The organism is Empedobacter sp. UBA7252 (assembly GCF_002472765.1).
Lineage (GTDB): Bacteria > Bacteroidota > Bacteroidia > Flavobacteriales > Weeksellaceae > Empedobacter > Empedobacter falsenii_B.
Map to the genome: position 1 here is coordinate 20,478 of NZ_DKSQ01000051.1, position 21,744 is coordinate 42,221.

Sequence of the window (21,744 nt, forward strand, 5' to 3'; positions counted from 1 at the left end):
AAAATTTTAAAAAAATGAAAAAAAATATATTTAAAATAGTAACATTAGCTTCTATTCTTTCAATCGGAACATTAAGTTCATGTACAAGTGATTTTTTGAATGTAGATTCTCAAGAAAATATAGCTATTGATGATCAAGCTTCTCAATCTCCAGAAAAATATGTGAATGGTATTTACGGAATGTTTACAGATTGGGATTATGCATTCTCTTGGTTAGGAGTTACTGAAATGATTTCTGATAATGCAGATAAAGGAAGTTCCTCTACAGATAATGGTGGAGATAAAAGAGATTTAGACGAATTATTACATAGTTCTACAACTGGTTCTATCGAAGCTATGTGGAAACGTTTTTATAAAACAATTGGTAGAGCGTCATATTCTATAAAATATACGACAGAATCATCAATCACAGATGCAGAAAAAAATAGATTAATTGGGGAAGCAAAATTTTTGAGAGCTGTTTCTTATTTCTATTTGGTTCGTATGTTTGGAGATACTGTGATACAGGAGTTAGATGTTCCGGCGTCTTATTCAGTACGTAAACCAAAAGCAGAAGTTTATGCATACATTGAAGCAGATTTATTAGATGCAATATCAAAACTTCCTACTAAAAATGAATATGCTGCAAAAGATTTAGGACGTGCAACAAAAGGAGCTGCTCAAGCTTTATTGGCAAAGGTATATTTATACCAAGGAAAAAATCAACAAGCGTACGATATGGCTACAACCGTTGTTAATTCTGGTATTTATGATTTAGAAAGTGATTACGCAACAACTTGGAGAAAAGAAACTGAGAATGGTAAAGAGTCTTTATTTGAAATCCAAGCTCGTGGAGATGCTGTTGCGCATGGCGTTCAACAATATTCAGAAACTCAAGGAGCTCGTGGTACTGGAGGTTGGGGATGGGGATTCAATGTTCCTTCTCAAAATTTATTAGATGCTTTTAATGCTGAAGGAGATGCTATTCGTCGTGATGCAACAATCATTTTTAGAGGTGAAACTTTATATGACGGTCGTTTAGTTCCAACTTCTGTAGAAAACCCGATGTATAACGAAAAAGCGTATTCAAGTGCGAATCTTGGTTCTGCGGATGGAGACAAAAACATTCGTGTAATTCGTTTTTCTGAAGTTTTATTAATTCAAGCTGAAGCAGCAAATGAAATTGGGCAAGATGCTTTAACACCTCTTAATCGTGTTAGAACACGTGTAAAATTAGCTCCAATAGCAAGTATGTCTAAAGATCAATTACGATTAAAAATTTGGAATGAAAGACGTTTGGAGTTAGCATTTGAGCATGATCGTTGGTTTGATTTAGTTCGTACTGGTCAAGCAAAAGAGATGATGGCGAAAAATGGTAAAACTTTCGTTACTGGAAAACATGAATTGTTCCCAATTCCAAATGGACAAATTATTCAAACTCCAACAATGACTCAAAACCCAGGTTGGTAATGATTAAATTAAATAAAACAATAGTTACTTGCGCTTTTTTATGTGGCGCAAGTGCTTTTGCTCAAACAAAACAAGAAAATAAGCTGTTAGATAAAGTTCAAAAACAGACGATTCAATATTTTTGGGATTACGCTGAACCTCATTCAAAATTAGCTCGTGAACGTTTTCATCCTGATGGTTTTTATCCAGAAAATGATTCAAATATCATTACAACAGGAGGAACAGGATTTGGATTAATGAGTTTAATTGTTGGTATTGATCGCGAATTTATTCCAAGAAAAGAAGCAACTGAACGAATTTTAACAGGATTGAAATTTTTACAAAATGCAAATCGTTTTCATGGAGCTTGGCCACATTGGTTAAATGGCGAAACAGGAAAAGTAAAAGCTTTTAGTACATACGATAACGGAGGTGATTTGGTAGAAACTGCATTTCTTGCTCAGGGTTTAATTTGTTTGAAAGAGTATTTCAAAGATTCTAAAAATGAGAAAGAAATAGAGATTTCGCAATTAGCTGATCAACTTTGGAAAGAAATCGATTTCAATTTTTATACACGAGGAGAAAATGTGTTGTACTGGCATTGGTCTCCAAATTACGAATGGAAAATCAATTTTCCTTTAAAAGGATTTGATGAAACCATGATTACGTATGTTATTGCTGCGGCTTCTCCAAAACATTCTATCAATTCAGAAGTTTATTACAATGGTTGGACGAGAAATGGTGATATAAAATCAAATGATTCTGCATACGGAGTTCCATTGATTGTAAAGCATAACGGAGCTAATAAAAATGTTGGACCTTTATTTTGGGCACAATATTCATTTATTGGACTTAATCCGAACAATTTAATAGATGGAATTGGTATTGATTATGGAAAAGTAGTGAAAAATCAAGCAAAGATTCATTACATCTACAATCAACAAAAAACGGAAAGTTTCAAGAAGTACAAAAAAAATATGTGGGGATTAACGGCAAGTTATACCTTCAATCGAGATGGAACAGAAGGTTATACAGCACACTCTCCATTAAATGACAATAATGTAATTACGCCTACAGCTGCGTTATCGTCTTTCCCATATGCACCGAAAGAATCTATGGATTTCTTGAAGTTTATTTACGAAAAACAAAACAAAAGCTTGATTGGAGTAGCAGGTCCGTATGATGCGGTTGATGTAAAAAATGATCGAGTGATTACGAAATATTTGGCGATAGATCAAGGAACAATTACACCAATGATAGAGAATTATCGCTCTGGATTATTGTGGAAATTGTTTATGCAAAATGAAGATGTACAAAGAGGTTTAGACAAATTGAAATTCAAAACAACAGCCTCGAATTAAAATCAAAAAAATGAAAAAACTAATTTATTCAATTGCTTTCTTAGGATTAGCATTCAATACTTATGCGCAAAAAATAAAGTTTGATAAATCGAAATCGAAATCAGAGTTTATTGATTATGTGATGAGTCAAATGACGATTGATGACAAAGTGGGTCAGATGGTACAATATACCTATGATGGAGGTGATGTTACAGGCTCTGCAATTGATAAAAATTATATAAAATACACGAAACAAGGTATGATGGGGTCTGTATTTAACGCTACGACAACAGATATTACCAAAAAATTACAAAAAATTGCTGTTGAAGAAACACGTCTTGGAATTCCATTAATTTTTGGATACGATGTAATTCATGGTTATGAAACTATTTTTCCAATTCCACTTGGTGAAGCTTCTTCTTGGGATTTAAAAGCAATTGAAAAATCGGCTCGAATTGCTGCTGAAGAAACAGCTGCTGGCGGAGTTCATTGGACTTTTGCTCCGATGGTTGATATCGGTTTTGATCCTCGTTGGGGACGTGTTTCTGAAGGTGCAGGTGAAGATACTTTCTTAGGAAGTAAAATTGCAATAGCGCGTGTTAATGGTTTTCAAGGTAAAAGTTTATATGATTTAAATACCGTTTTAGCGTGTACAAAACACTTTGCAGGATATGCTTTAGCGCAGGCTGGTCGCGATTATGGTTCGGTAGAAATTTCTGATCGTTTCTTAAGAGATTATATTTTGCCGCCTTTCAAAGCGACTGTTGATGCAGGTGCTGGATCTTTCATGACGTCTTTCAACGAAATTGGAGGAGTTCCTTCTACAGCAAGTAAATATTTGTACGATCAAATTTTGCGTAAAGAGTGGAATTATAAAGGGTTTGTTGTAACAGATTATACGGCGATTCAGGAATTAGTTCCTCATGGAATTGCAAAAGATTTGGAAGAAGCAACTCTAAAATCGGTTGAAGCAGGAATTGAAATGGATATGATGAGTGGTGCTTTTCTTAATCATTTATCAAAATTGGTAAAAGAAGGAAAAGTAAAGCAAGATGTGATTGATACTGCGGTTCATAGAATTTTGGAAGCAAAATATGACTTAGGACTTTTTGAAGATCCATATCGTTATTCAAATGCAAAACGAGAGAAAGAAACGGTAATGAAACAAGAGTTTTTAAATGAAGCTCGTGATGTTGCGCGTAAATCAATGGTTTTATTAAAGAATGAGAAACAAATTTTACCATTAAAAGAATCTCAAAAAGTTGCGGTAATTGGACCTTTAGTTAAAGATGAAAAAAACATCATCGGAAACTGGGCTGCACGTGGAGATCGATACGGAAAAGCGTGGTCTGTTTGGGAAGGTTTGAACGATGTTTTAGGTAAAAATGCAAAAATTACTTACGCACAAGGAACAGAACTTAATTCGTCTAAAACTGATGGTTTTCAAGAAGCAATTAATTTAGCGAAAAACTCGGATGTAATTGTTGCGGTTATGGGAGAAAACGAGAATCAAACAGGTGAAGCTGCTTCTCAAACAAATATAGATTTACCAGGAAATCAGAAAGAATTATTAAAAGAATTAAAGAAACTTGGTAAGCCAATTGTTTTAGTTTTAATGGCTGGTCGTCCAATGACAATTTCGTGGGAAAATGATAATATGGATGCAATTTTATACGCATGGTATCCAGGAACAATGGGAGGTTTAGCGATTACAGATGTGTTGTATGGAAAATACAATCCTTCGGCCAAAACACCGATGACATTTCCTCGTTCTGTAGGTCAAATTCCAATTCATTACAATCAAAAAAATACAGGTAGACCTTATTTAGGAGAAAGTGATGCAGAGCAAAAATATAAATCTCGTTATACAGATTCTCCGAATTCGCCTTTATATCCATTTGGTTATGGTTTAAGTTATACAACGTTTGATTATAGTAACTTAAAAGTGAATAAATCAACGATGAAGAATGGAAAAGATGAAATAAAAGTCACTGTAAATGTTAAAAATACAGGAAACTACGATGGAGAAGAAGTAGTACAATTATATGTTCGCGATTTAGTAGGAAGTGTGACGCGTCCAGTTCGAGAATTGAAAGGTTTTGATAAAGTGATGATTAAGAAAGGAGAAACAAAAACAATTACGTTTACATTAACTCCAGAAGATTTAAAATTCCACGATATCAATATGAATTATGTTGCTGAAGCTGGAGATTTCGACATTTTTGTTGGAGGAAATTCAGACGCAACGCTTAAAACAAGTTTTACTTTAGTTGATTAAATTCCTCATTTATAGTTTTAGTTAGAAATTTAATTTATTTCTCATCCAAGTAAGTATTGTTGTGCTTACTTGGAATTTTTTAACATCACACACATGAAAAAATATATTAGTTTAAGTTTAGTTTTAATCATGACAATGATAGGTTTTGCACAACAAAATTTATCAATTATGTCTTACAATATTAGATTAGCGTCTGTTGATGATGGCGCAAATCATTGGAATATTCGCAAACAAAAATTGGTTGATTTAATCAAGTATTATGATGCTGATTTTGTTGGTGTACAAGAAGCGCAAGTTCCTCAGTTAGATTTTATCAAACAAAATAATTCGAGTTTAGATTTTATTGGATCTCCTCGAAATGATGATAAAAATGCTGAATATTCTGCTATTTTCTACAAAAAAGATCAATATAAAGTTTTAGAACAACATACTTTTTGGTTATCAGAAACGCCAGAAAAAATGTCGAAAGGTTGGGATGCTTCTTATTATAGAATTATCACTTACGGATTATTTCAAGATAAAAAAACGAAAATACATTTTGGATAATCAATACACATTTTGATAATGATGGAAAAATTGCGCGTCAAAAATCGTTAGAAATGATTGATAATTTAATTCAAAAGTTAACTGAAAAGAAAAACGTTCCAGCATTTTTTATGGGAGATTTTAATATGAATCAAAACGATGAATCTGTTAAATATATTCAAAACAAATATTTAGATACTCGTCTAAATGCGCAAATGGTTTATGGACCAGATTTTACATGGGAAGATTTTAAATTCAATGTAAAAGGAACAGAAATTTTAGATTACATTTTTTACAAAAAGAATTCAAAAGTAACGTGTAAAAGTTTCAATACGATTGATGATTTCTACGATTTCAAATATCCATCAGATCATTTACCAATTTTAGCCAAATTTTTAATTCAATAATAATTATGACAAAATCACATTTGAAATATCCTCTTATTGCAGCTTTATTGTTAAATTATTTTGCCGTAAATGCGCAAGATTTTAAACTTTCGAACAAGAAAATCGAAATATATACAACTGCTAAAAATACGAATCAACGTATCGCAAAATGGACAGATAAGTTAGCTGTAAAAAAGTTTCCACAACCAAAAGAAACAGATATTGCAATTTTTATTGATCCAAAACGTAAATTCCAAAAATTTGAAGGAATTGGAGGAGCTATCACAGATGCTTCAGCAGAAGTTTTAGCAAAATTGCCAAAGAAAGCGCAACAAGAAATTATCAAAGCTTATTATAGCGAAAAAGAAGGAATTGGTTATTCGTTGATTAGAACAACAATAAATTCGAGTGATTTTTCGAGCGATAGTTACACGTATGTAAAAGATAATGATAATGAGTTAAAAACTTTTGACATTGCACATGATTTGAATTATAAAATTCCGATGATTAAAATGGCAAAAGCAGAAATGAAAGATGCTTATCGTTTATATGCAAGTCCTTGGAGTCCGCCAGCTTGGATGAAAACGAATAACAGTATGTTAAAAGGAGGTTCTTTGAAACCTGAATATTACCAAACTTGGGCTAACTATTTTGTGAAATTTATCGAGAATTATGAGAAAATTGGTTTACCAATTTGGGGAGTTTCTATTCAGAACGAACCAATGGCAACGCAAACATGGGAATCGTGTATTTATACAGCTGAAGAAGAACGTGATTTCTTGAAAAATAATTTAGGTCCGACTTTTCACCAAAAAGGATTAAAAGACAAAAAAATTATTGTGTGGGATCATAACCGTGATTTAATTTACCAGCGTGCTTCAACTATTTTGAATGATCCTGAAGCTGCTAAATATGTTTGGGGAGTTGGTTTTCACTGGTACGAAACATGGAACGGAAGCGTGAATTTATTCAATAATGTAGCGTTAACTCACGAAGCTTTCCCGAATGTTAATCTAATTTTTACAGAAGGTTGTAAAGAACAATTTGATTACAATCAAATGGGAAATTGGGCATTGGGTGAAAAATATGGTTACAATATGATCAACGATTTTAACTCCGGAACAGTTGCTTGGACAGATTGGAATGTTTTGTTGGATGAAAAAGGAGGACCAAATCACGTAGGAAATTTCTGTTTTGCACCAATTCATGGTGATACTAGAAATGGACAAGTTACGTATACAAATTCGTTTTACTACATTGGTCAATTCTCAAAATTTATTCGTCCAGGTGCGCAAAGAATTGCAGCATCGTCTAATCGTTCAGATTTAATGACGACTTCTTTTGTAAACAAAGACGGAAAAGTTGTGGTGGTTGTGATGAATCAAACAGATAAACCTTATCAATATAATTTATGGATAGAAGGAGAAGCTGTTGAGGTGAATTCGCAAGAACATTCGATTAGCACAATCATTATTTCGTAAAAAAATAGAATAATTAAAGGGAAAATTATTTATAGTAAATTGCTTGACAAATTGACAACGTAAGAAGTTAAAGTCAAGCAATTTTTATTTAAAATAGAAGAAAATGAAATATTTAGTTGCCTTATTTTTAATGATAAGTTATACATATGCGCAGAAAACGATAGTATATGATAAAAAAAATAATTTAGCGTTTGATATTTATTATCCGAAAAACTATAAAGAGAATCAAACCTATAATGTATTTGCTTGGGTACACGGAGGCGGATTTTCAGGAGGAACAAGAGCGGATAAAGAAGAAATTGAACGAATGAAAGATGCTCAAGAAAGAGGTTTCGTAGCTGTTTCTATCTCGTATAGATTATTGGCAAATTCTTCGGCTGGTTTTGGGTGTGATTTGCCAAAACAAGAAAAGTTGATGATTTTTAAAGAAGCCTCTTTTGATGTTTTAACTGCGCTAAATTTTATTCAAAATAATTCAAAAGAACTTAAATTCTCGATTAATAAATTAATTTTAGGAGGAAGTAGTGCAGGAGCGGAGACTATTCTAAATGCTTATTATTTGAGAGATTTATGGTACGGAAATCAATTCAATCAAGTTAAAATTGATGGATTAGTAAGTTATGCAGGAGCGATTGTAGACAATCGTTATGTTACAAAATCGAGTGTTTTGCCAACAGTTTATGTACATGGTTTAAGCGATGATGTTGTACCAGCTTACAATGCGCCACACAGAAGTTGTTTGGATAATCAACAAGGGTTTTTTCCTTTAAATGGTTCTGCTACTTTAGAAGATTTGAATAGAAAATATAGTCAGGCATCTTTTGCTATTTTCTCTAATTCAGGAAAACATGAATGGTCTGGATTAAGAAAGCAATATTTAGACGAAGTTTTCAATTTTATTAATCAATCAATAATTGGAAATAAAAAAGTAAATAATCGAATAATTGTTGACTAATAAAAATATAAGTACATGATAAATTATTTAATGATTATAAATATAAAACAAACAAAGAGCAAAATTTCTTCTGCTCTTTGTTAAATAACCTAACCAACTTTATACTATGAAAAATCTGTATAATCTTTAAACTCCTTTGTTACGAATCACAAATAAGAATTGTAAATTTAGAAATACAATTATTGTTTTAAATTGATGTAGATCAAGAAATAATAATTAAACAAAATGTAGAATCTGATTCAGTTTTAGCTAATGGAACAATGACAATCACTCGAAAATCTGATAAAAAAAACTACAGTGATAAATTTTGAAGGAGGAACAGCTTGTTAATTCTTAAATAAAAAGACAAAGCAATTTGCTTTGTCTTTTATAGTTAGTTTTTGAGGATAAAATTAGAAATGACTTCTACTAATTCTATATTTATTGGAAGTTCTGGGTTGTTGTAAGAAGATAAATCATCTTTTGAAGTAACATTTTTTAAAACGTGATTCATCCCTTTGATAATAACAGCAGATTTAGGAGATAGGTTTTTAGCGTTCTCCGTATCAACTTGAATATCCATATCACCTTGAATCACTAAAAAAGGAATAGTTAATTTATTGATTTCATTTACAGGATTATATTTAATCCAAGAAATTAAATAAGGTTGTACACTTTTACGAAATAATGAAGATAAATTAGGATTAATATTATTTACAGTATTTCCATTTTTCAAAGAATCTATAATAGCATACGATTCGGTTTTTAATTGTTCAGGAAGTAGATTTAATTGTTTTTTAAGTATTTGGTCAATAGATTCTCCTGCACCAGAAATCGAGATGAATTTGTCGACATTTTTTGAAGATGCAAGCATTCCAATTAATGAACCTTCGCTGTGTCCAGCTATTGAAATAGAACCAAATCTTTTATCTTTTTTTATGAAAGTTATCCAATTCCTTGCGTCCTCAACGTAATCATCAAATGTAAGTTTAGACTCGTCCAAATTAGCAATAGAACTTTCTCCGATTCCTCTTTTGTCATAGCGAATAGATGCAATTCCTTTTTCAGCTAAACTATGAGCTAAATATTTCAAAGAGTTATTAATCATCATATTATTGTTTCCATTTCTATCTGTTGGTCCAGAACCAGAAATTAATAAAACAATTGGTATTTTAGATTTTGCATTTTGAGGTAAACATAATGTTCCAAATAATTTAACTTGATTTTCGTTAAGTTGAATATCTGATTCTGTGAAATCATTTTTTGATTGACCAAAAACTGTAGAACAAATAAGTATAAAGAAAAATAAAACTTTTTTCATATTTTTTGTGGTATTAATAATGATAATATTGTGGTTAAAACAATGATAAATAACAAGGTAGCAATGAAAGCAAAAACTTGTTTTGTATTTTTCATGTTTGTAACAGTTTTGAAACCTATGTATAAAAAATAGAGCATTATACACAAGAAAAATATCGCGATAAAAGCTACAATTACAAGTACAATCATTGTTGGAGCTTCGTGCAAAACTTCGAGATTATTTGTTGTAACTCCTTTCAAAACCTTGTCCATACTTTTGTTGACAATTGGAATAAAATCCGTTATGAATACAATGTAATAAGCGATTCTTGAGATTAAAACAACGTTTACAATGTCTATAATTCGTGTTCTGTTATTGATGATTTTTCCTAAAATGTAAAATATGAGGATTGCAATTACTAAATTTCTCGTATTTTGATACAACAAATCGAGATAAGAATAAGAAATTCCATTTTTCTTAATGCTTAAAAAATCAGGGAAAAAAGATTCAGTAATATTGGCGATATAAGTGAAAAGGAAATGCGAAAATAGTCCAATAATGAACAGTATTTTTTCATCGAAATATGCAAATGGATTAAGGAGTTTCTTTATCATTTTTTAGTGTATTTATTGTGTTAACAAATTCATCTGGCTGATCGCAGCTCACCAAATATTTTACATTTTCTAATTCAATAGCAACAAGTTTTGTACGATTTTTTATATTGCATCGATAATTGTCCATAGATCTTCCTATCAAACCATAAATGCCTCGTGCACCTATAATCATCAAATTATTTTGAGATTTTCTTGTAATAATTTTCACTTCATTTATCGGAATAATACTCGTTTTGACTTTTGAAATAAGATAAATATTATTCAAATCAACTTTAATTTTATTTAAAGAGATTAAAAAATAATACGCAAACAACGGATAAATAATGATTGCATAAATCACCGCAACATATACTTCTGTTTCTTTAAACAATATTCCTCCAATTAAGATTAATAATACAATTAAAATAGCAGTTGTAACCTTAAAAAATAGCGACATCGATACTGAAAATTCTTTATTCATCGGACATTGTTTTTATTTTATTAATCAAATCATCTACTTTATTTCGCATGGTTGGATAGCTGACTTCAAATTCTTTTGCCATGTCTTTTAAACTTCCTGAGTTGACAAAGAATTGCATAATAAATGCTTGTTCTTCATTTGTAAGTTTCAGAAATAAAGGAAGTTCATAGTTTCCTACAACTTGTGTTTCGCAATGGTTGCAAATTAATTTTTCGACCGCTAATTCTTCGGCACAGCTGGGACATATAACAGGAAGTTTTTTCATTTGGTTAAATAATATTAAAATTAATTTTAATAAAGTTAAATGAAAGTTTAATTAATTCAAAATTTGAAATCATATTTTTTCAACTTTAATATTATTGATACATTTGCAACCTAAGTTTTAGTAAAATGAATTTTAAGAAATTAGCTCTTGCAGCATTGGCGTTAGGGACAACAGCATATATCGTTAATCACAATAAGAAAAATGTAAAATATAAACCTGCTCAAAATTTTGATTTAGGTGGATTTTTAGGGCGTTGGTACGAGATTGCACGTTTGGAAAATAAAGCACAAAAAGGACAAACAAATGTGACGCATCGTTTTAATTTGAACGAAGAAAATGGGCAATTGGAAGTGATTGTGCGCGGCTACAATGCGAAGAAAAAAGGGTGGGAAAAGATTGAAGGAATTGCAGCACAAGATATCGAAAATGTTGGGTTGTTCTCGACAACGTTTTTACCAATTTTAGCAAAAAAATTATATGTAATTGATTTTGATAAAGATTACAATAATGTATTAGTTGCAAGTGAAGATTATAAAAAGTTATGGATTCTATCGCGTAAGAAAGAGATTTCGGATAAGGTAAAAGACAGATTTTTTGATTCGGCAAAGAAAGTAGGATTTGATCCAAGTAAGTTAATTTGGCCTTCTCAAGTTCCGATTGCGAAATAAGATTATTTATTTTTAAGACATAAAAAAAACCTCGAGAATTTCTCGAGGTTTTTTGTTTTATTATTTTTGGTTTTTCTTTTCCCAATCGATCGGGAAATTACAACTTTGGTATTCTTTTCCAATTTTAATGTAAGCATCACCAACTTGACGTTTTACCCAATCCATCAACAATGTACGTTCTTTATCTTGAACCGCAAATTTCTGAATTCTATAGTAATCATCTTGATAATTGATTTTATGCTCTGGATAAAATTTATTGATTTTTAAGATTCTTAAAGCTTTTCTGTTATCAAAATCATCTTCGAAAACTTGAGAAATATCTCCTTCATTTAATGTTGCAATTGCTGTAAACATTGGTAGAGGCAAAGCCATTTTCTCGAAACGATCGTCACCAGAATTTTGGTTCATGATATTTCCTGAGTTAAATTTTGTGTATTTATCATCAGAAAATCTTAATGCAGCATCTTTAAATGTCATTTTTCCGTCGTTAATTAAAACTCGAATTGAATCTAATTTATTATAAGCCTTTTTTATTTCGTCTTCTGTTGGTTTCAACGTAATCAAGATATGGCGCAAATCTAATTCTTGTCCACGACGTTTTTCTAACTTAATAATATGATATCCAAAATCAGTTTTGAATGGATCAGAAATTTCACCTTCTTGTAAGTTAAACGCCACCGCATCAAACTCTTTTACCATTTTACCACGAGAAACTTTTTTGTATTCACCTCCGTTACTTGCAGAACCTGGATCTTCTGAATATAAAATTGCTTTCGTTGCAAAAGAAGCACCTTCTTCAATTTCTTTTTTGATTTCTTTTAATTGATCAATAATCTTTTGTTGATTTTCTTGCGAAACTTCAGGATAAGTTACAATATGGCTAATCGAAACTTCGTCTTTTACGTCTGGTAACTCACCTTGGTGTTTTTCGAAAAACAAACGAACTTCTTCTGGCGTAGCATCAGCACCTTTTACAACCATTTCTCTTTTGTTACGTGCATAAATATTATCTTCTACGATATATTTAGTTTCGTTTTTCATTTCCGCCATTGTACGGAATCCGAAATAGTCTAAAATTTGTTTTTCTCCTCCAGCTTGAGCAATCCAACCTTCGATTTGGTTGTTTAATTGACGAGTTACCTCATCTTGTGTCACTTTGATTAAAGTATCTTGTTTTGCACGATCAACCAACATTTTGTCTAACATAATGTCATTTAGGAAATCACATTTGTCTTCGACTTGCATCCCTTGTTGTTTTGACATTAAATAATCTCGATCTACATCAGACTCTAAAACAATCTGATCTCCGACAACAGCAGCTATACCATCTACTTTAGCAAGACGTTTTGGTGTTGGTTTTGCTGTTTGTGCAAAAGTATTTACCGTAAATAATGCTGCAATTAGCAACATCATACTCGATTTAAATTTCATATACTTTAATTTCATTTTAATATTCTAAGCTCGATAAAAAAACTTACCGATGAGCAAATTTAACTTTTTTTGTTAAAGTCCAACATATTTTAATTTCCTTTAACAAAAGAATTGATTTTTTAGTTTATTGTTAAGATTAAACTAAGCCAAATGTACGCAAAGAAACATTCCAAGCAGATTCGAAATCAAAAAGATTCAAACCATGTTTTTCTTTGTGCTCATTTGCGAAACTAATTAATTTCTCGGTTGGCATATTTCCGACCATATCACTTTTTGACATTGGACATCCGCCCAAACCTTTTATAGCGCCATCAAAACGACGACAACCATTATCATAAGCGGCTTGTACTTTGGAATGCCATTCGGTATAAAGGGTATGAAAATGTGCGCCAAATTCAATTTCTGGATAATGAGGAATCAAATTTTGGAACAAATCAACAATTGTTTTTTCGTCTGCAACACCAATTGTATCTGATAGATTGATTGAAGAAATTCCGATATCCGCCATTTTTTTAGACCATTCTTTTACGATTTCTTCATTCCAAGTTTCTCCATAAGGGTTTCCAAACGCCATCGAAAGATAAATTAACATATGTTTACCATTATCATTTGAGATTTGGTTGATTTCTTTCACCATTTCAAACGCTTCTTCACGACTTTTATTCGTGTTGAATTGTTGAAAATTCTCTGAAATAGAAAAAGGAAATCCAATAATATCCACTTTTTCGTGTTCTGCAGCTTTCATTGCGCCACTTTTATTGGCAACAACAACAGATAATTTCGATTTTGAATTGGTTTTATCAATATTATCTAAAACTTCTTTTGTGTCCGCCATCTGTGGAATCGCTTTTGGCGAAACAAAACTTCCACAATCTATCGCTTCAAAACCAACAGTCAATAAACGATTTAAGTAATCGATTTTCTTATCAGTCGGAATAAAATCTTTGCGTCCTTGCATTGCATCACGAGGACATTCAATAATTTTAAAAGTTAGCTCACTCATTTTTTTGGTTTATTTGCGCCTTAAAGGTAGATAATTTAGTAAATTTGACAAAAATTAAAACGCAATGCAAACAGAATGGAGAGAAAAGTTGGTAACACGCTTTTTGAAATATGTTAAAACTTACACTGAAAGTGAAGCTTTTTTAGATAAATTTCCAAGTACAGACCGTCAATGGGATTTAGCAAATTATTTGGTTGAAGAGTTAAAACAAATCGGTTTAGAAGATGTTTCAATAGATGAAAACGGGTATGTTTTTGGATATGTTCCTTCTACAGTTGATCACGAAGTGCCTACTATTGGTTTTGTTTCTCATATGGATACATCGCCAGATTTTTCTGGAGAAAATGTACAACCTCAAATTTGGGAAAATTACGATGGTGGAGATATCAAATTGAACGAATCAATGATTTTATCACCAAACGAGTTCCCTGAATTATCTCAATATAAAGGTCAAACAATCATTACAACTGATGGTACAACATTATTAGGTGCTGATGATAAAGCTGGTGTTGCTGAAATTGTAACAGCTGCAGAATATTTGATTGCTCATCCAGAAATTAAACATGGACGTATCGCTATTGGATTTACACCTGACGAAGAGGTTGGTCGTGGTGCAGATTTCTTTAATGTAGAGAAATTTGGTGCTGAATGGGGTTACACAATGGATGGTTCTGAAATTGGAGAATTAGAGTACGAAAACTTTAATGCTGCATCTGGAATTGTTACAATCAAAGGTAAATCTGTTCACCCAGGTTATGCAAAAGATAAGATGATTAATGCATCTAATATTGCAATGGAGTTTGCTGCGCAATTACCAAACGACGAAGTTCCTGAATTAACTGATGGTCGCGAAGGATTCTTTCATTTAGCTAAAATTACAGGAAATGTATCTGAAGCAAAAATGGTTTACATTATCCGTGACCACGATATGGAGCAATATGAAGCGCGTAAAGCTTTATTTTTACAAATTGCTGCTGATATTCAAGAGCGTTTTGATCATGAAGTAATTACAGCAGAAGTTTCTGATCAATATTTTAATATGATTGAGAAAGTAAAAGAGAAATTCCAATCTGTTGAAATTGCTGAACAAGCTTTGAAAGATTGTGGAGTTACGCCAAACATCAAACCAATTCGTGGAGGTACAGATGGTGCTCGTTTATCTTTTATGGGATTACCTTGTCCTAATATCTTTGCTGGAGGTCATAATTTCCACGGACCTTACGAATATGTTCCGGTAGAATCTATGGAAAAAGCAACAGAAATTATTGTACGTATTGCAGAATTAACAGCTGAAGGAGCGAAATAATTCTTACAATATATCTTAAAAATAACTTAAGTTTTCTTTTTTGGTTTAAATTTTGCATAATTTCAAATCAAATTAGAAAACTTTTTTTATGAAAAATATCGTATTATCAGCAGCCGCTATATTTTGTTCAACTTTTGCATTTGCGCAAGAAGAGATAAATGTTGGAGATTTTAATATCTTAAAAGTTTATGATAAAATTCCAGTTGAATTAATTTCATCAAACGAAAACCTAGTGAAAGTAGATGGAGTTAATGCGAGCGATGTTCAAGTTGAAAATAACAAAGGTGAACTGAAATTGAAAATGACAGGAACCAAATTGATGCAAGGAGGAGAAGCAACGGTTAAGGTTTATTACAAATCATTATACGAAATTCAGGCAAGTCAAGGTTCTCGCATTTATTCTGATGATGTTGTAAAATCACAAGCATTGTATTTGACATCTAACGAAGGTTCATCTATCAAATTACCAATCGAAACATCAAAATTAGAAGTCAAAATAAATTCTGGTGCTGAAGTAATTTTAACTGGTGATACTGAATTTCAGACTGTAATTGCAAATTCTGGAGGGAAATATTATTCGAAAACATTAAATTCTGATACAGCAAGTTTAACAACAAATGCAGGAGGAGTAATAGAAGCGAGAGCGGAGAAATCTGTAGATGCAAAAACTAGAGCAGGAGGAGTGATTGATATTTATGGTAATCCAACGCAACGTAATCAGAAAAAATTAGCTGGTGGAAAAATTAATTTTAAATGATTTAGAACTTTAACAATAATATAAAAGCAACGATTAATTCGTTGCTTTTTTTGTCTGATATAACAAATAAATCAATTCGACATATTTGCTATAACTTATAGTTCCTTCTTGATTATTAGCCTTCAAAAACTGATTATTTAACTCAGAAAAAGTATCGCTCGTAACACCTTCATATTTCAAATAATGTTTTAATTCGGCTTTTCTGTCTTGCTTTATTTTAGAATGCATATTATCCAATTCCATTTTCACAAAATACGGATCAGATTTGTAAATAGCACCTAAAAGCGTATAAATACTTTTATAATAAAACGAATAATTAATTTCAGGATTTCTAGATTTTGTACCTAAATAATAAGCTAAAAAATTAGCTTCACTTTCTGATGCAAATCCCATTTGGTGTCCAAATTCGTGGAAAAGTGTTGCAGGTTGTTTCAAATTTGTATTGTATCTGTTCAGATTTGCTTCTGCCGTAAAAGGGTTATAGTATCCCAAAATACCCATATAATTTTGCATTTCCGAAATCCAAGATAATTTGTATTGTGTATCTTTTAATAATCGATAATTTTTTAACCATTTTACATTATTTACTTGGTGTTGTAAAGCAAAAAATTCTTGATTATAATCTTTTAAATTAGATTTGAATTTTATCGTTGTTGTTGAATCATTGTGTTCGATTAAATTTCTTGCTGATATTGCTTTATCAAGTTCGTAGCAATAGATTTCTTTCAGAATTTTAGGTTGAATAACGATTTTTTCTTTGTCAATAGTTAACGTTTGTTTTTTGTACATCACGCTCCAAGCAAACGTGTAAATAAAATAGATACAGTTTACAAAAATCATAATGCAATAAATTGAATGCGAAACTTTTTCTTTCGATTTGAAAAAACTTCGAATCAATTTAAAAATCAATACAAAACCGATTATTCCAATGATTAAATAAAACAATTCTCCAACAGGAAAATGAACTGAATTCGTAATTTTTGCAATAAATCCTGAAATTGGAAATGTAAGATGATTGACGATGAAATCATCAACGCTTTCGATTGAAAATAGTATCGAAAATAAAATAATTTGAAATAGAAAAATAAGGATACTTCGATAAGTTTTATTCAACTTCTTTAGCATATTGATTAGCGATATAACTGATATAAATTAACTGAAAAGTGTGGTAAAGCATAACCGGAATCAAATAAATACCGATATCTCCCGTAAAAATAACTGCTGCAATTACCGAGCCATGAACCAATGATTTTTTAGTCGAACAAAATTGAATTGTGATATCATCTTCTCGATTAAAATTCATTTTCTTACCAATCCATTTTGAAAGTTTGAAAAAGAAAAAGAATAACGCAACTACAATTATGAAAACTGCCAACAACGGAAGAACGCCTAATTTTGTAAATAATCCATCCAAAAAAGTATGACTAAAACTGTTGTAAACAATAAGTACAATGGTTAGTTTATCTAAATTACCGAATTGCTTTTTATATTTATTGTAAAAGAACCCTAAATAAGGTTGAAGAAGAGCTCCGATAAAAACAGGTAAAATAATTTTAAGAACTAAATCCAAAAAAGTTCCTAATAAATCAAATTCACCATTACTTTTTGATAAAAACAAACTCATCCAAAGCGGTGTAACAACAATACCTATTAGTCCAGAAATACTTGCGTTAAAGATAGCACTTGGTATATTTCCTTTCGCAATAGAAACCATTACAACTGACGAAGAAACTGTACTTGGTAACGCGGCTAAATAAAATATTGCGACATACAGAGTAAAATAAATTGGGTAATTTTTTATGAAAGGATAGAAACACAAGACTAATAATGGAAAAAATATAAATGTGATGGATTGAATCAAGACATGCATTTTCCAATTTGCTAAATCTTTAAAAACTTCTTTCCAATTAAGTTTTAATCCATAAAAAAAGAATACTAAGATAACTCCAATATCAATTATTGTATTCAGATTGAAATCCTTGTAAGACCACAAACTAATATCTGGGAAAAAATATGCGACAACAATGGCAACGAATAAAAACAGAATAAAAGGGTCGGGTAATTTATTTAGAATTTTCAAAATCAATAAAATTTAAACAAAAATAATAAATAAGATGATAAACATTTACTAAATATTTAATACTTTCGTTTTAAAGTAGAAAAGGGTATAATGTTAAGTATTTGTAAATTGATTAACTTTTTTTTATATTTGTATTTAAATAACCTAAAATCTATCTTATGAATACGTGTCTTCAATGTAACCAAACTTTATTTGGTCGAAAAGACAAAAAGTTTTGTAACGATTTTTGTCGAAATTCTTATAATAATAATCTTAATCGTGATAAAGTAGAAATTGTACGAAATATTAACAACAGATTAAGAAAAAATAATCGTATCTTAAAAACTTTATTAGAAGAAGGAGCTCGTTCGGTAAATAAAAACGAATTGAGTTTGAGAAACTTTGATTTTAAGTACATTACAAATGTAGATGAATCAAAAAATGGCACAATTTTTTATGTGTACGATGTTGGATATCAAGAGTTAAACGAAGAAAATTATTTATTATTTCAGGAATAAATTTTTATTTTTTTATTGAAAAAAGCGCGTCAACATGTTGATGCGCTTTTATATTTTAACTAAATCTGTTCTTTTTTATACGTTATATTTTATGACTAATTTTTGTTGCGATTAAGTTTAACTTTCTAAAATAACTTAACTTTGTGCCAAGATGAAAAAAGATATCAATCAACTTGATCCGAAAGAATTTATTCTGATTAAAGGTGCAAAATTGCACAACTTAAAAAACATTGATTTAGCGATTCCAAAAAATAAATTAGTCGTGATTACTGGGATGTCTGGTTCTGGGAAATCTACTTTGGCTTTTGATACGTTGTATGCGGAAGGTCAGCGTCGTTATGTCGAAAGTTTATCGTCTTATGCACGTCAGTTTTTAGGAAAATTGGATAAACCTCAAGTTGATTATATCAAAGGAATAGCGCCTGCAATAGCGATTCAACAAAAAGTAAATTCTACGAATCCGCGTTCTACAGTTGGAACAACGACAGAAGTTTACGATTATCTAAAGTTGTTGTACGCACGAATTGGGAAAACATATTCACCGATTACGGGAGAATTAGTTCAAAAAGATTCGGTAACGGATGCGATTGATTATCTAAAAACTTTTGCGGCTGAAACTAAATTTATTCTTCAAATAAAATTAGTTGTGCCAGAGGAACGTTCGTTTGTTGAACATTTAAACATTCTTCAACAACAAGGGTTTACACGTTTGAGTGTAGATGGAAATCAAGTGAAAATTGAAGATTTAATTTCATTTAATTTCGAACCTCAACCCGAAAATGATATTCATCTTGTCATTGATCGTATCGCTTTGCCAACAGAGGACGAAGAATCTTTTTATCATCGTTTGGCAGATTCTATCGAGACGGCTTTTTTTGAAGGAAAAGGAGAAATAGCGATTGTAAATGTAGAAGATAATTCGGTAAAATATTTCTCAAATAAATTCGAATCAAATGGTTTGATTTTTAATGAACCAACGATTCATTTCTTTAGTTTCAATAATCCTTATGGAGCTTGTCCAACTTGCGAAGGTTACGGGAAAGTAATTGGAGTTGAGGAGAATCTTGTCGTTCCAAATAAATCGTTGTCAATCTACGAAGATGCGGTTGTAGCTTGGAAAGGTGAGAAAATGGGCGAGTGGAAAAATCATTTTATCAAACTTTCTCAAAAAGTAGATTTTCCAATTCATAAACCATATTTTGAGTTATCCGAAGAGCAAAAAGACTATTTGTGGCATGGAGATAACGACTGGGAAGGATTGGATGGTTTTTTTAAAATGGTTGAGGAGAATACATACAAAATTCAATATCGTGTAATGTTGTCTCGTTATCGTGGTAAAACAACTTGTCCAACTTGTAAAGGAAAGCGTTTGCGTAAGGAAACGAATTACGTGAAAATTGCGGATAAATCGATTAATGATTTGGTTGATTTACCTTTGAATGAGTTGAATGATTTCTTTACAAGTATTACATTTAACGAATATGATCAGCAAATTGCGGGTCGAATTATATATGAGATTAAGTCGCGTTTAACGTTTTTGTTAGATGTTGGTTTAGAATATTTAACGCTAAATCGTGCTTCGAATACGTTGTCTGGAGGAGAATCACAACGTATCAATTTAGCAACTTCTTTGGGAAGTAGTTTGGTTGGTTCGATGTATGTGTTAGACGAGCCTTCGATTGGTTTACATTCGCGTGATACAGCTAAATTTATTACAATTTTACATCGTTTACGCGATTTAGGCAATACAGTGATTGTGGTAGAGCATGATGAAGATATCATGAAAGCTGCTGATTATATCATCGATATTGGTCCAGAAGCAGGAACAAATGGAGGTGAAGTAGTTTTTGAAGGAACCTATGATGAATTATTAAAAGGTGATACATTAACATCTAAATATTTGAATGGAAAATTAGAAATTGAAGTTCCTAAAAAACGTCTAAAATCTCCTAATTATTTGAAAATTATTGGAGCAAGAGAAAATAATCTAAAAAATATTGATGTTAAATTTCCTCTGAACGAATTAACCGTTATTACAGGTGTTTCGGGTTCAGGGAAATCTACCTTAATGAAAGATATTTTAGCACCAGCTGTTCAGCGTCATTTCGAGATTTTTGGAAATAAAATCGGTGATTTTGATGAGTTAGTTGGAGATCTGAAACAATTGGAAGGAATTGAGTTAATCGATCAAAATCCAATCGGTAAATCTTCGCGTTCTAATCCTGTGACGTATGTAAAAGCTTACGATGATATCCGAAATTTATTTGCCAATCAGAAAGCGAGTAAAGTGATGGGATTTCAACCAAAACATTTTTCGTTTAATGTAGATGGCGGACGTTGTGATGCATGTAAAGGAGAAGGGACAATTACCATCGAAATGCAGTTTATGGCTGATGTAGAGCTGGTTTGTGAAGATTGCCATGGCGAACGTTTCAAGAAAGAAATCTTAGAAGTTAAATTCGAAGGAAAATCGATTTCAGATATTTTAAATCTAACAATTGATGAAGCAATTGACTTTTTTGCAACGCATCAACAAAATAAAATTGTCGAAAAGCTGAAACCATTACAAGATGTTGGTTTGGGTTATGTAAAACTTGGGCAATCGTCGAATACACTTTCTGGAGGAGAGGCACAACGTGTGAAGCTGGCTTTTTTCTTGACGAAAGGAGAAACGACAAATAAAACCTTGTTTATTTTTGATGAGCCTTCTACAGGTCTGCATTTCCATGATATTCAGAAATTGATTAAAGCATTACGTGCTTTGATTGATTTGGGACATTCGGTTTTTGTAATCGAACATAATATGGATATTATCAAAGTTGCCGATTGGGTGATTGATCTTGGTCCAGAAGGAGGGAAGAAAGGCGGTTATTTGGTTGCCGAAGGTACGCCAGAAGAGATTGTCAAAGTAAAAGAGTCCTACACAGCTCAATTCTTAAAAGAGAAATTATAACAGAAATAAAATAAAATATTAAAACCGAGTTTAGTTCGG

Annotated in this window: 20 protein-coding genes; 12 read left to right on the forward strand and 8 right to left on the reverse strand. The window is 31.4% G+C overall.

The features are described from left to right. The first annotated feature begins 14 nt into the window (after positions 1-14). From B2X73_RS07580 to B2X73_RS07610, 7 genes are all read left to right on the forward strand, one after another. The gene (locus B2X73_RS07580) at positions 15-1,448 is read left to right on the forward strand and encodes a RagB/SusD family nutrient uptake outer membrane protein (RefSeq protein WP_286495499.1); all 1,434 of its coding nucleotides are present in this window, start codon (positions 15-17) and stop codon (positions 1,446-1,448) included. Then, positions 1,448-2,788: a glucoamylase family protein gene (locus tag B2X73_RS07585; RefSeq protein ID WP_221855170.1), complete on the forward strand. Its 1,341-nt coding sequence runs from the start codon at positions 1,448-1,450 to the stop codon at positions 2,786-2,788. The genes B2X73_RS07580 and B2X73_RS07585 overlap by 1 nt, the downstream gene beginning before the upstream one ends. Positions 2,789-2,798: 10 nt before the next feature. Next, on the forward strand, positions 2,799-5,045 hold the full coding sequence (locus B2X73_RS07590) for a glycoside hydrolase family 3 N-terminal domain-containing protein (protein ID WP_291046564.1): 2,247 nt from the start codon (positions 2,799-2,801) through the stop codon (positions 5,043-5,045). A gap of 93 nt (positions 5,046-5,138) precedes the next feature. Further along, positions 5,139-5,591, forward strand: a complete 453-nt coding sequence (locus B2X73_RS07595; protein ID WP_219034582.1) for an endonuclease/exonuclease/phosphatase family protein — start codon at positions 5,139-5,141, stop codon at positions 5,589-5,591. Positions 5,592-5,620: 29 nt separating this feature from the next. Beyond that, complete coding sequence (locus tag B2X73_RS07600; RefSeq protein ID WP_349676192.1) at positions 5,621-5,977, forward strand: endonuclease/exonuclease/phosphatase family protein; 357 nt, start codon at positions 5,621-5,623, stop codon at positions 5,975-5,977. A gap of 5 nt (positions 5,978-5,982) precedes the next feature. Then, complete coding sequence (locus tag B2X73_RS07605) at positions 5,983-7,437, forward strand: glycoside hydrolase family 30 protein (RefSeq protein WP_219034584.1); 1,455 nt, start codon at positions 5,983-5,985, stop codon at positions 7,435-7,437. Positions 7,438-7,540: 103 nt separating this feature from the next. Beyond that, a complete protein-coding gene (locus B2X73_RS07610) occupies positions 7,541-8,392 on the forward strand; it encodes a carboxylesterase family protein (protein WP_219034585.1) in 852 nt (283 codons plus the stop codon). Positions 8,393-8,765: 373 nt separating this feature from the next. Here B2X73_RS07610 and B2X73_RS07615 read toward each other — a convergent pair whose 3' ends face one another. The 4 genes from B2X73_RS07615 to B2X73_RS07630 are packed head-to-tail and all read right to left on the reverse strand — an operon-like array spanning position 8,766 to position 11,010. Continuing rightward, positions 8,766-9,692, reverse strand: coding sequence for an alpha/beta hydrolase (locus B2X73_RS07615; protein WP_291053337.1), 927 nt, complete (start codon positions 9,690-9,692; stop codon positions 8,766-8,768). Then, positions 9,689-10,285, reverse strand: coding sequence for a hypothetical protein (locus tag B2X73_RS07620; protein WP_291053334.1), 597 nt, complete (start codon positions 10,283-10,285; stop codon positions 9,689-9,691). The genes B2X73_RS07615 and B2X73_RS07620 overlap by 4 nt, the downstream gene beginning before the upstream one ends. Further along, complete coding sequence (locus tag B2X73_RS07625) at positions 10,266-10,745, reverse strand: PH domain-containing protein (protein WP_291053330.1); 480 nt, start codon at positions 10,743-10,745, stop codon at positions 10,266-10,268. The genes B2X73_RS07620 and B2X73_RS07625 overlap by 20 nt, the downstream gene beginning before the upstream one ends. Beyond that, positions 10,738-11,010: a DUF2089 family protein gene (locus B2X73_RS07630; protein WP_038331614.1), complete on the reverse strand. Its 273-nt coding sequence runs from the start codon at positions 11,008-11,010 to the stop codon at positions 10,738-10,740. The genes B2X73_RS07625 and B2X73_RS07630 overlap by 8 nt, the downstream gene beginning before the upstream one ends. 125 nt (positions 11,011-11,135) lie before the next feature. Here B2X73_RS07630 and B2X73_RS07635 point away from each other — a divergent pair, with 125 nt between their 5' ends. Next, on the forward strand, positions 11,136-11,678 hold the full coding sequence (locus B2X73_RS07635; protein WP_219034590.1) for a lipocalin family protein: 543 nt from the start codon (positions 11,136-11,138) through the stop codon (positions 11,676-11,678). Positions 11,679-11,738: 60 nt separating this feature from the next. On the opposite strand, the gene B2X73_RS07640 is transcribed toward B2X73_RS07635, so the two are convergent. Beyond that, entirely contained in the window at positions 11,739-13,109 is a 1,371-nt protein-coding gene (locus tag B2X73_RS07640; RefSeq protein ID WP_291053327.1) for a peptidylprolyl isomerase, read from the reverse strand. A gap of 136 nt (positions 13,110-13,245) precedes the next feature. Next, positions 13,246-14,112: a hydroxymethylglutaryl-CoA lyase gene (locus tag B2X73_RS07645; RefSeq protein WP_291096129.1), complete on the reverse strand. Its 867-nt coding sequence runs from the start codon at positions 14,110-14,112 to the stop codon at positions 13,246-13,248. Positions 14,113-14,176: 64 nt separating this feature from the next. Between B2X73_RS07645 and pepT the strand changes: the two genes are divergently transcribed. Both pepT and B2X73_RS07655 read left to right on the forward strand, forming a co-directional pair. After that, entirely contained in the window at positions 14,177-15,418 is a 1,242-nt protein-coding gene (gene pepT, locus B2X73_RS07650; RefSeq protein ID WP_115000674.1) for a peptidase T, read from the forward strand. A gap of 88 nt (positions 15,419-15,506) precedes the next feature. Further along, complete coding sequence (locus B2X73_RS07655; RefSeq protein ID WP_125350349.1) at positions 15,507-16,175, forward strand: head GIN domain-containing protein; 669 nt, start codon at positions 15,507-15,509, stop codon at positions 16,173-16,175. Positions 16,176-16,208: 33 nt separating this feature from the next. Here the strand turns inward: B2X73_RS07655 and B2X73_RS07660 are convergent, their stop codons facing one another. Both B2X73_RS07660 and B2X73_RS07665 read right to left on the reverse strand, forming a co-directional pair. Continuing rightward, complete coding sequence (locus tag B2X73_RS07660; protein ID WP_291096131.1) at positions 16,209-17,300, reverse strand: DUF3810 family protein; 1,092 nt, start codon at positions 17,298-17,300, stop codon at positions 16,209-16,211. Next, positions 17,281-18,255 (reverse strand): bile acid:sodium symporter family protein, encoded by a 975-nt coding sequence (locus tag B2X73_RS07665; protein WP_115002064.1) that lies wholly within the window; start codon positions 18,253-18,255, stop codon positions 17,281-17,283. Before B2X73_RS07665 ends, B2X73_RS07660 begins: the two co-directional genes overlap by 20 nt. Positions 18,256-18,413: 158 nt before the next feature. Here B2X73_RS07665 and B2X73_RS07670 point away from each other — a divergent pair, with 158 nt between their 5' ends. Together B2X73_RS07670 and uvrA are read left to right on the forward strand one after the other, a co-directional pair. Beyond that, the gene (locus B2X73_RS07670; RefSeq protein ID WP_038331633.1) at positions 18,414-18,752 is read left to right on the forward strand and encodes a hypothetical protein; all 339 of its coding nucleotides are present in this window, start codon (positions 18,414-18,416) and stop codon (positions 18,750-18,752) included. Between the two features lie 151 nt (positions 18,753-18,903). Next, positions 18,904-21,705, forward strand: a complete 2,802-nt coding sequence (gene uvrA / locus B2X73_RS07675) for an excinuclease ABC subunit UvrA (protein ID WP_291096133.1) — start codon at positions 18,904-18,906, stop codon at positions 21,703-21,705. Positions 21,706-21,744: the final 39 nt, after the last annotated feature.

Excerpts from the sequence above, each read along its gene's own strand:
- B2X73_RS07635 (WP_219034590.1), top strand. The coding sequence starts at position 11,136 with ATGAATTTTAAGAAATTAGCTCTTGCAGCATTGGCGTTAGGGACAACA.
- B2X73_RS07620 (WP_291053334.1), bottom strand. The coding sequence starts at position 10,285 with ATGATAAAGAAACTCCTTAATCCATTTGCATATTTCGATGAAAAAATA.
- B2X73_RS07590 (WP_291046564.1), top strand. The coding sequence starts at position 2,799 with ATGAAAAAACTAATTTATTCAATTGCTTTCTTAGGATTAGCATTCAAT.
- B2X73_RS07605 (WP_219034584.1), top strand. The coding sequence starts at position 5,983 with ATGACAAAATCACATTTGAAATATCCTCTTATTGCAGCTTTATTGTTA.
- B2X73_RS07580 (WP_286495499.1), top strand. The coding sequence starts at position 15 with ATGAAAAAAAATATATTTAAAATAGTAACATTAGCTTCTATTCTTTCA.
- B2X73_RS07595 (WP_219034582.1), top strand. The coding sequence starts at position 5,139 with ATGAAAAAATATATTAGTTTAAGTTTAGTTTTAATCATGACAATGATA.
- B2X73_RS07585 (WP_221855170.1), top strand. The coding sequence starts at position 1,448 with ATGATTAAATTAAATAAAACAATAGTTACTTGCGCTTTTTTATGTGGC.
- B2X73_RS07670 (WP_038331633.1), top strand. The coding sequence starts at position 18,414 with ATGAATACGTGTCTTCAATGTAACCAAACTTTATTTGGTCGAAAAGAC.
- pepT (WP_115000674.1), top strand. The coding sequence starts at position 14,177 with ATGCAAACAGAATGGAGAGAAAAGTTGGTAACACGCTTTTTGAAATAT.
- uvrA (WP_291096133.1), top strand. The coding sequence starts at position 18,904 with ATGAAAAAAGATATCAATCAACTTGATCCGAAAGAATTTATTCTGATT.
- B2X73_RS07660 (WP_291096131.1), bottom strand. The coding sequence starts at position 17,300 with ATGCTAAAGAAGTTGAATAAAACTTATCGAAGTATCCTTATTTTTCTA.
- B2X73_RS07630 (WP_038331614.1), bottom strand. The coding sequence starts at position 11,010 with ATGAAAAAACTTCCTGTTATATGTCCCAGCTGTGCCGAAGAATTAGCG.
- B2X73_RS07655 (WP_125350349.1), top strand. The coding sequence starts at position 15,507 with ATGAAAAATATCGTATTATCAGCAGCCGCTATATTTTGTTCAACTTTT.
- B2X73_RS07645 (WP_291096129.1), bottom strand. The coding sequence starts at position 14,112 with ATGAGTGAGCTAACTTTTAAAATTATTGAATGTCCTCGTGATGCAATG.
- B2X73_RS07610 (WP_219034585.1), top strand. The coding sequence starts at position 7,541 with ATGAAATATTTAGTTGCCTTATTTTTAATGATAAGTTATACATATGCG.
- B2X73_RS07625 (WP_291053330.1), bottom strand. The coding sequence starts at position 10,745 with ATGAATAAAGAATTTTCAGTATCGATGTCGCTATTTTTTAAGGTTACA.
- B2X73_RS07615 (WP_291053337.1), bottom strand. The coding sequence starts at position 9,692 with ATGAAAAAAGTTTTATTTTTCTTTATACTTATTTGTTCTACAGTTTTT.
- B2X73_RS07640 (WP_291053327.1), bottom strand. The coding sequence starts at position 13,109 with ATGAAATTTAAATCGAGTATGATGTTGCTAATTGCAGCATTATTTACG.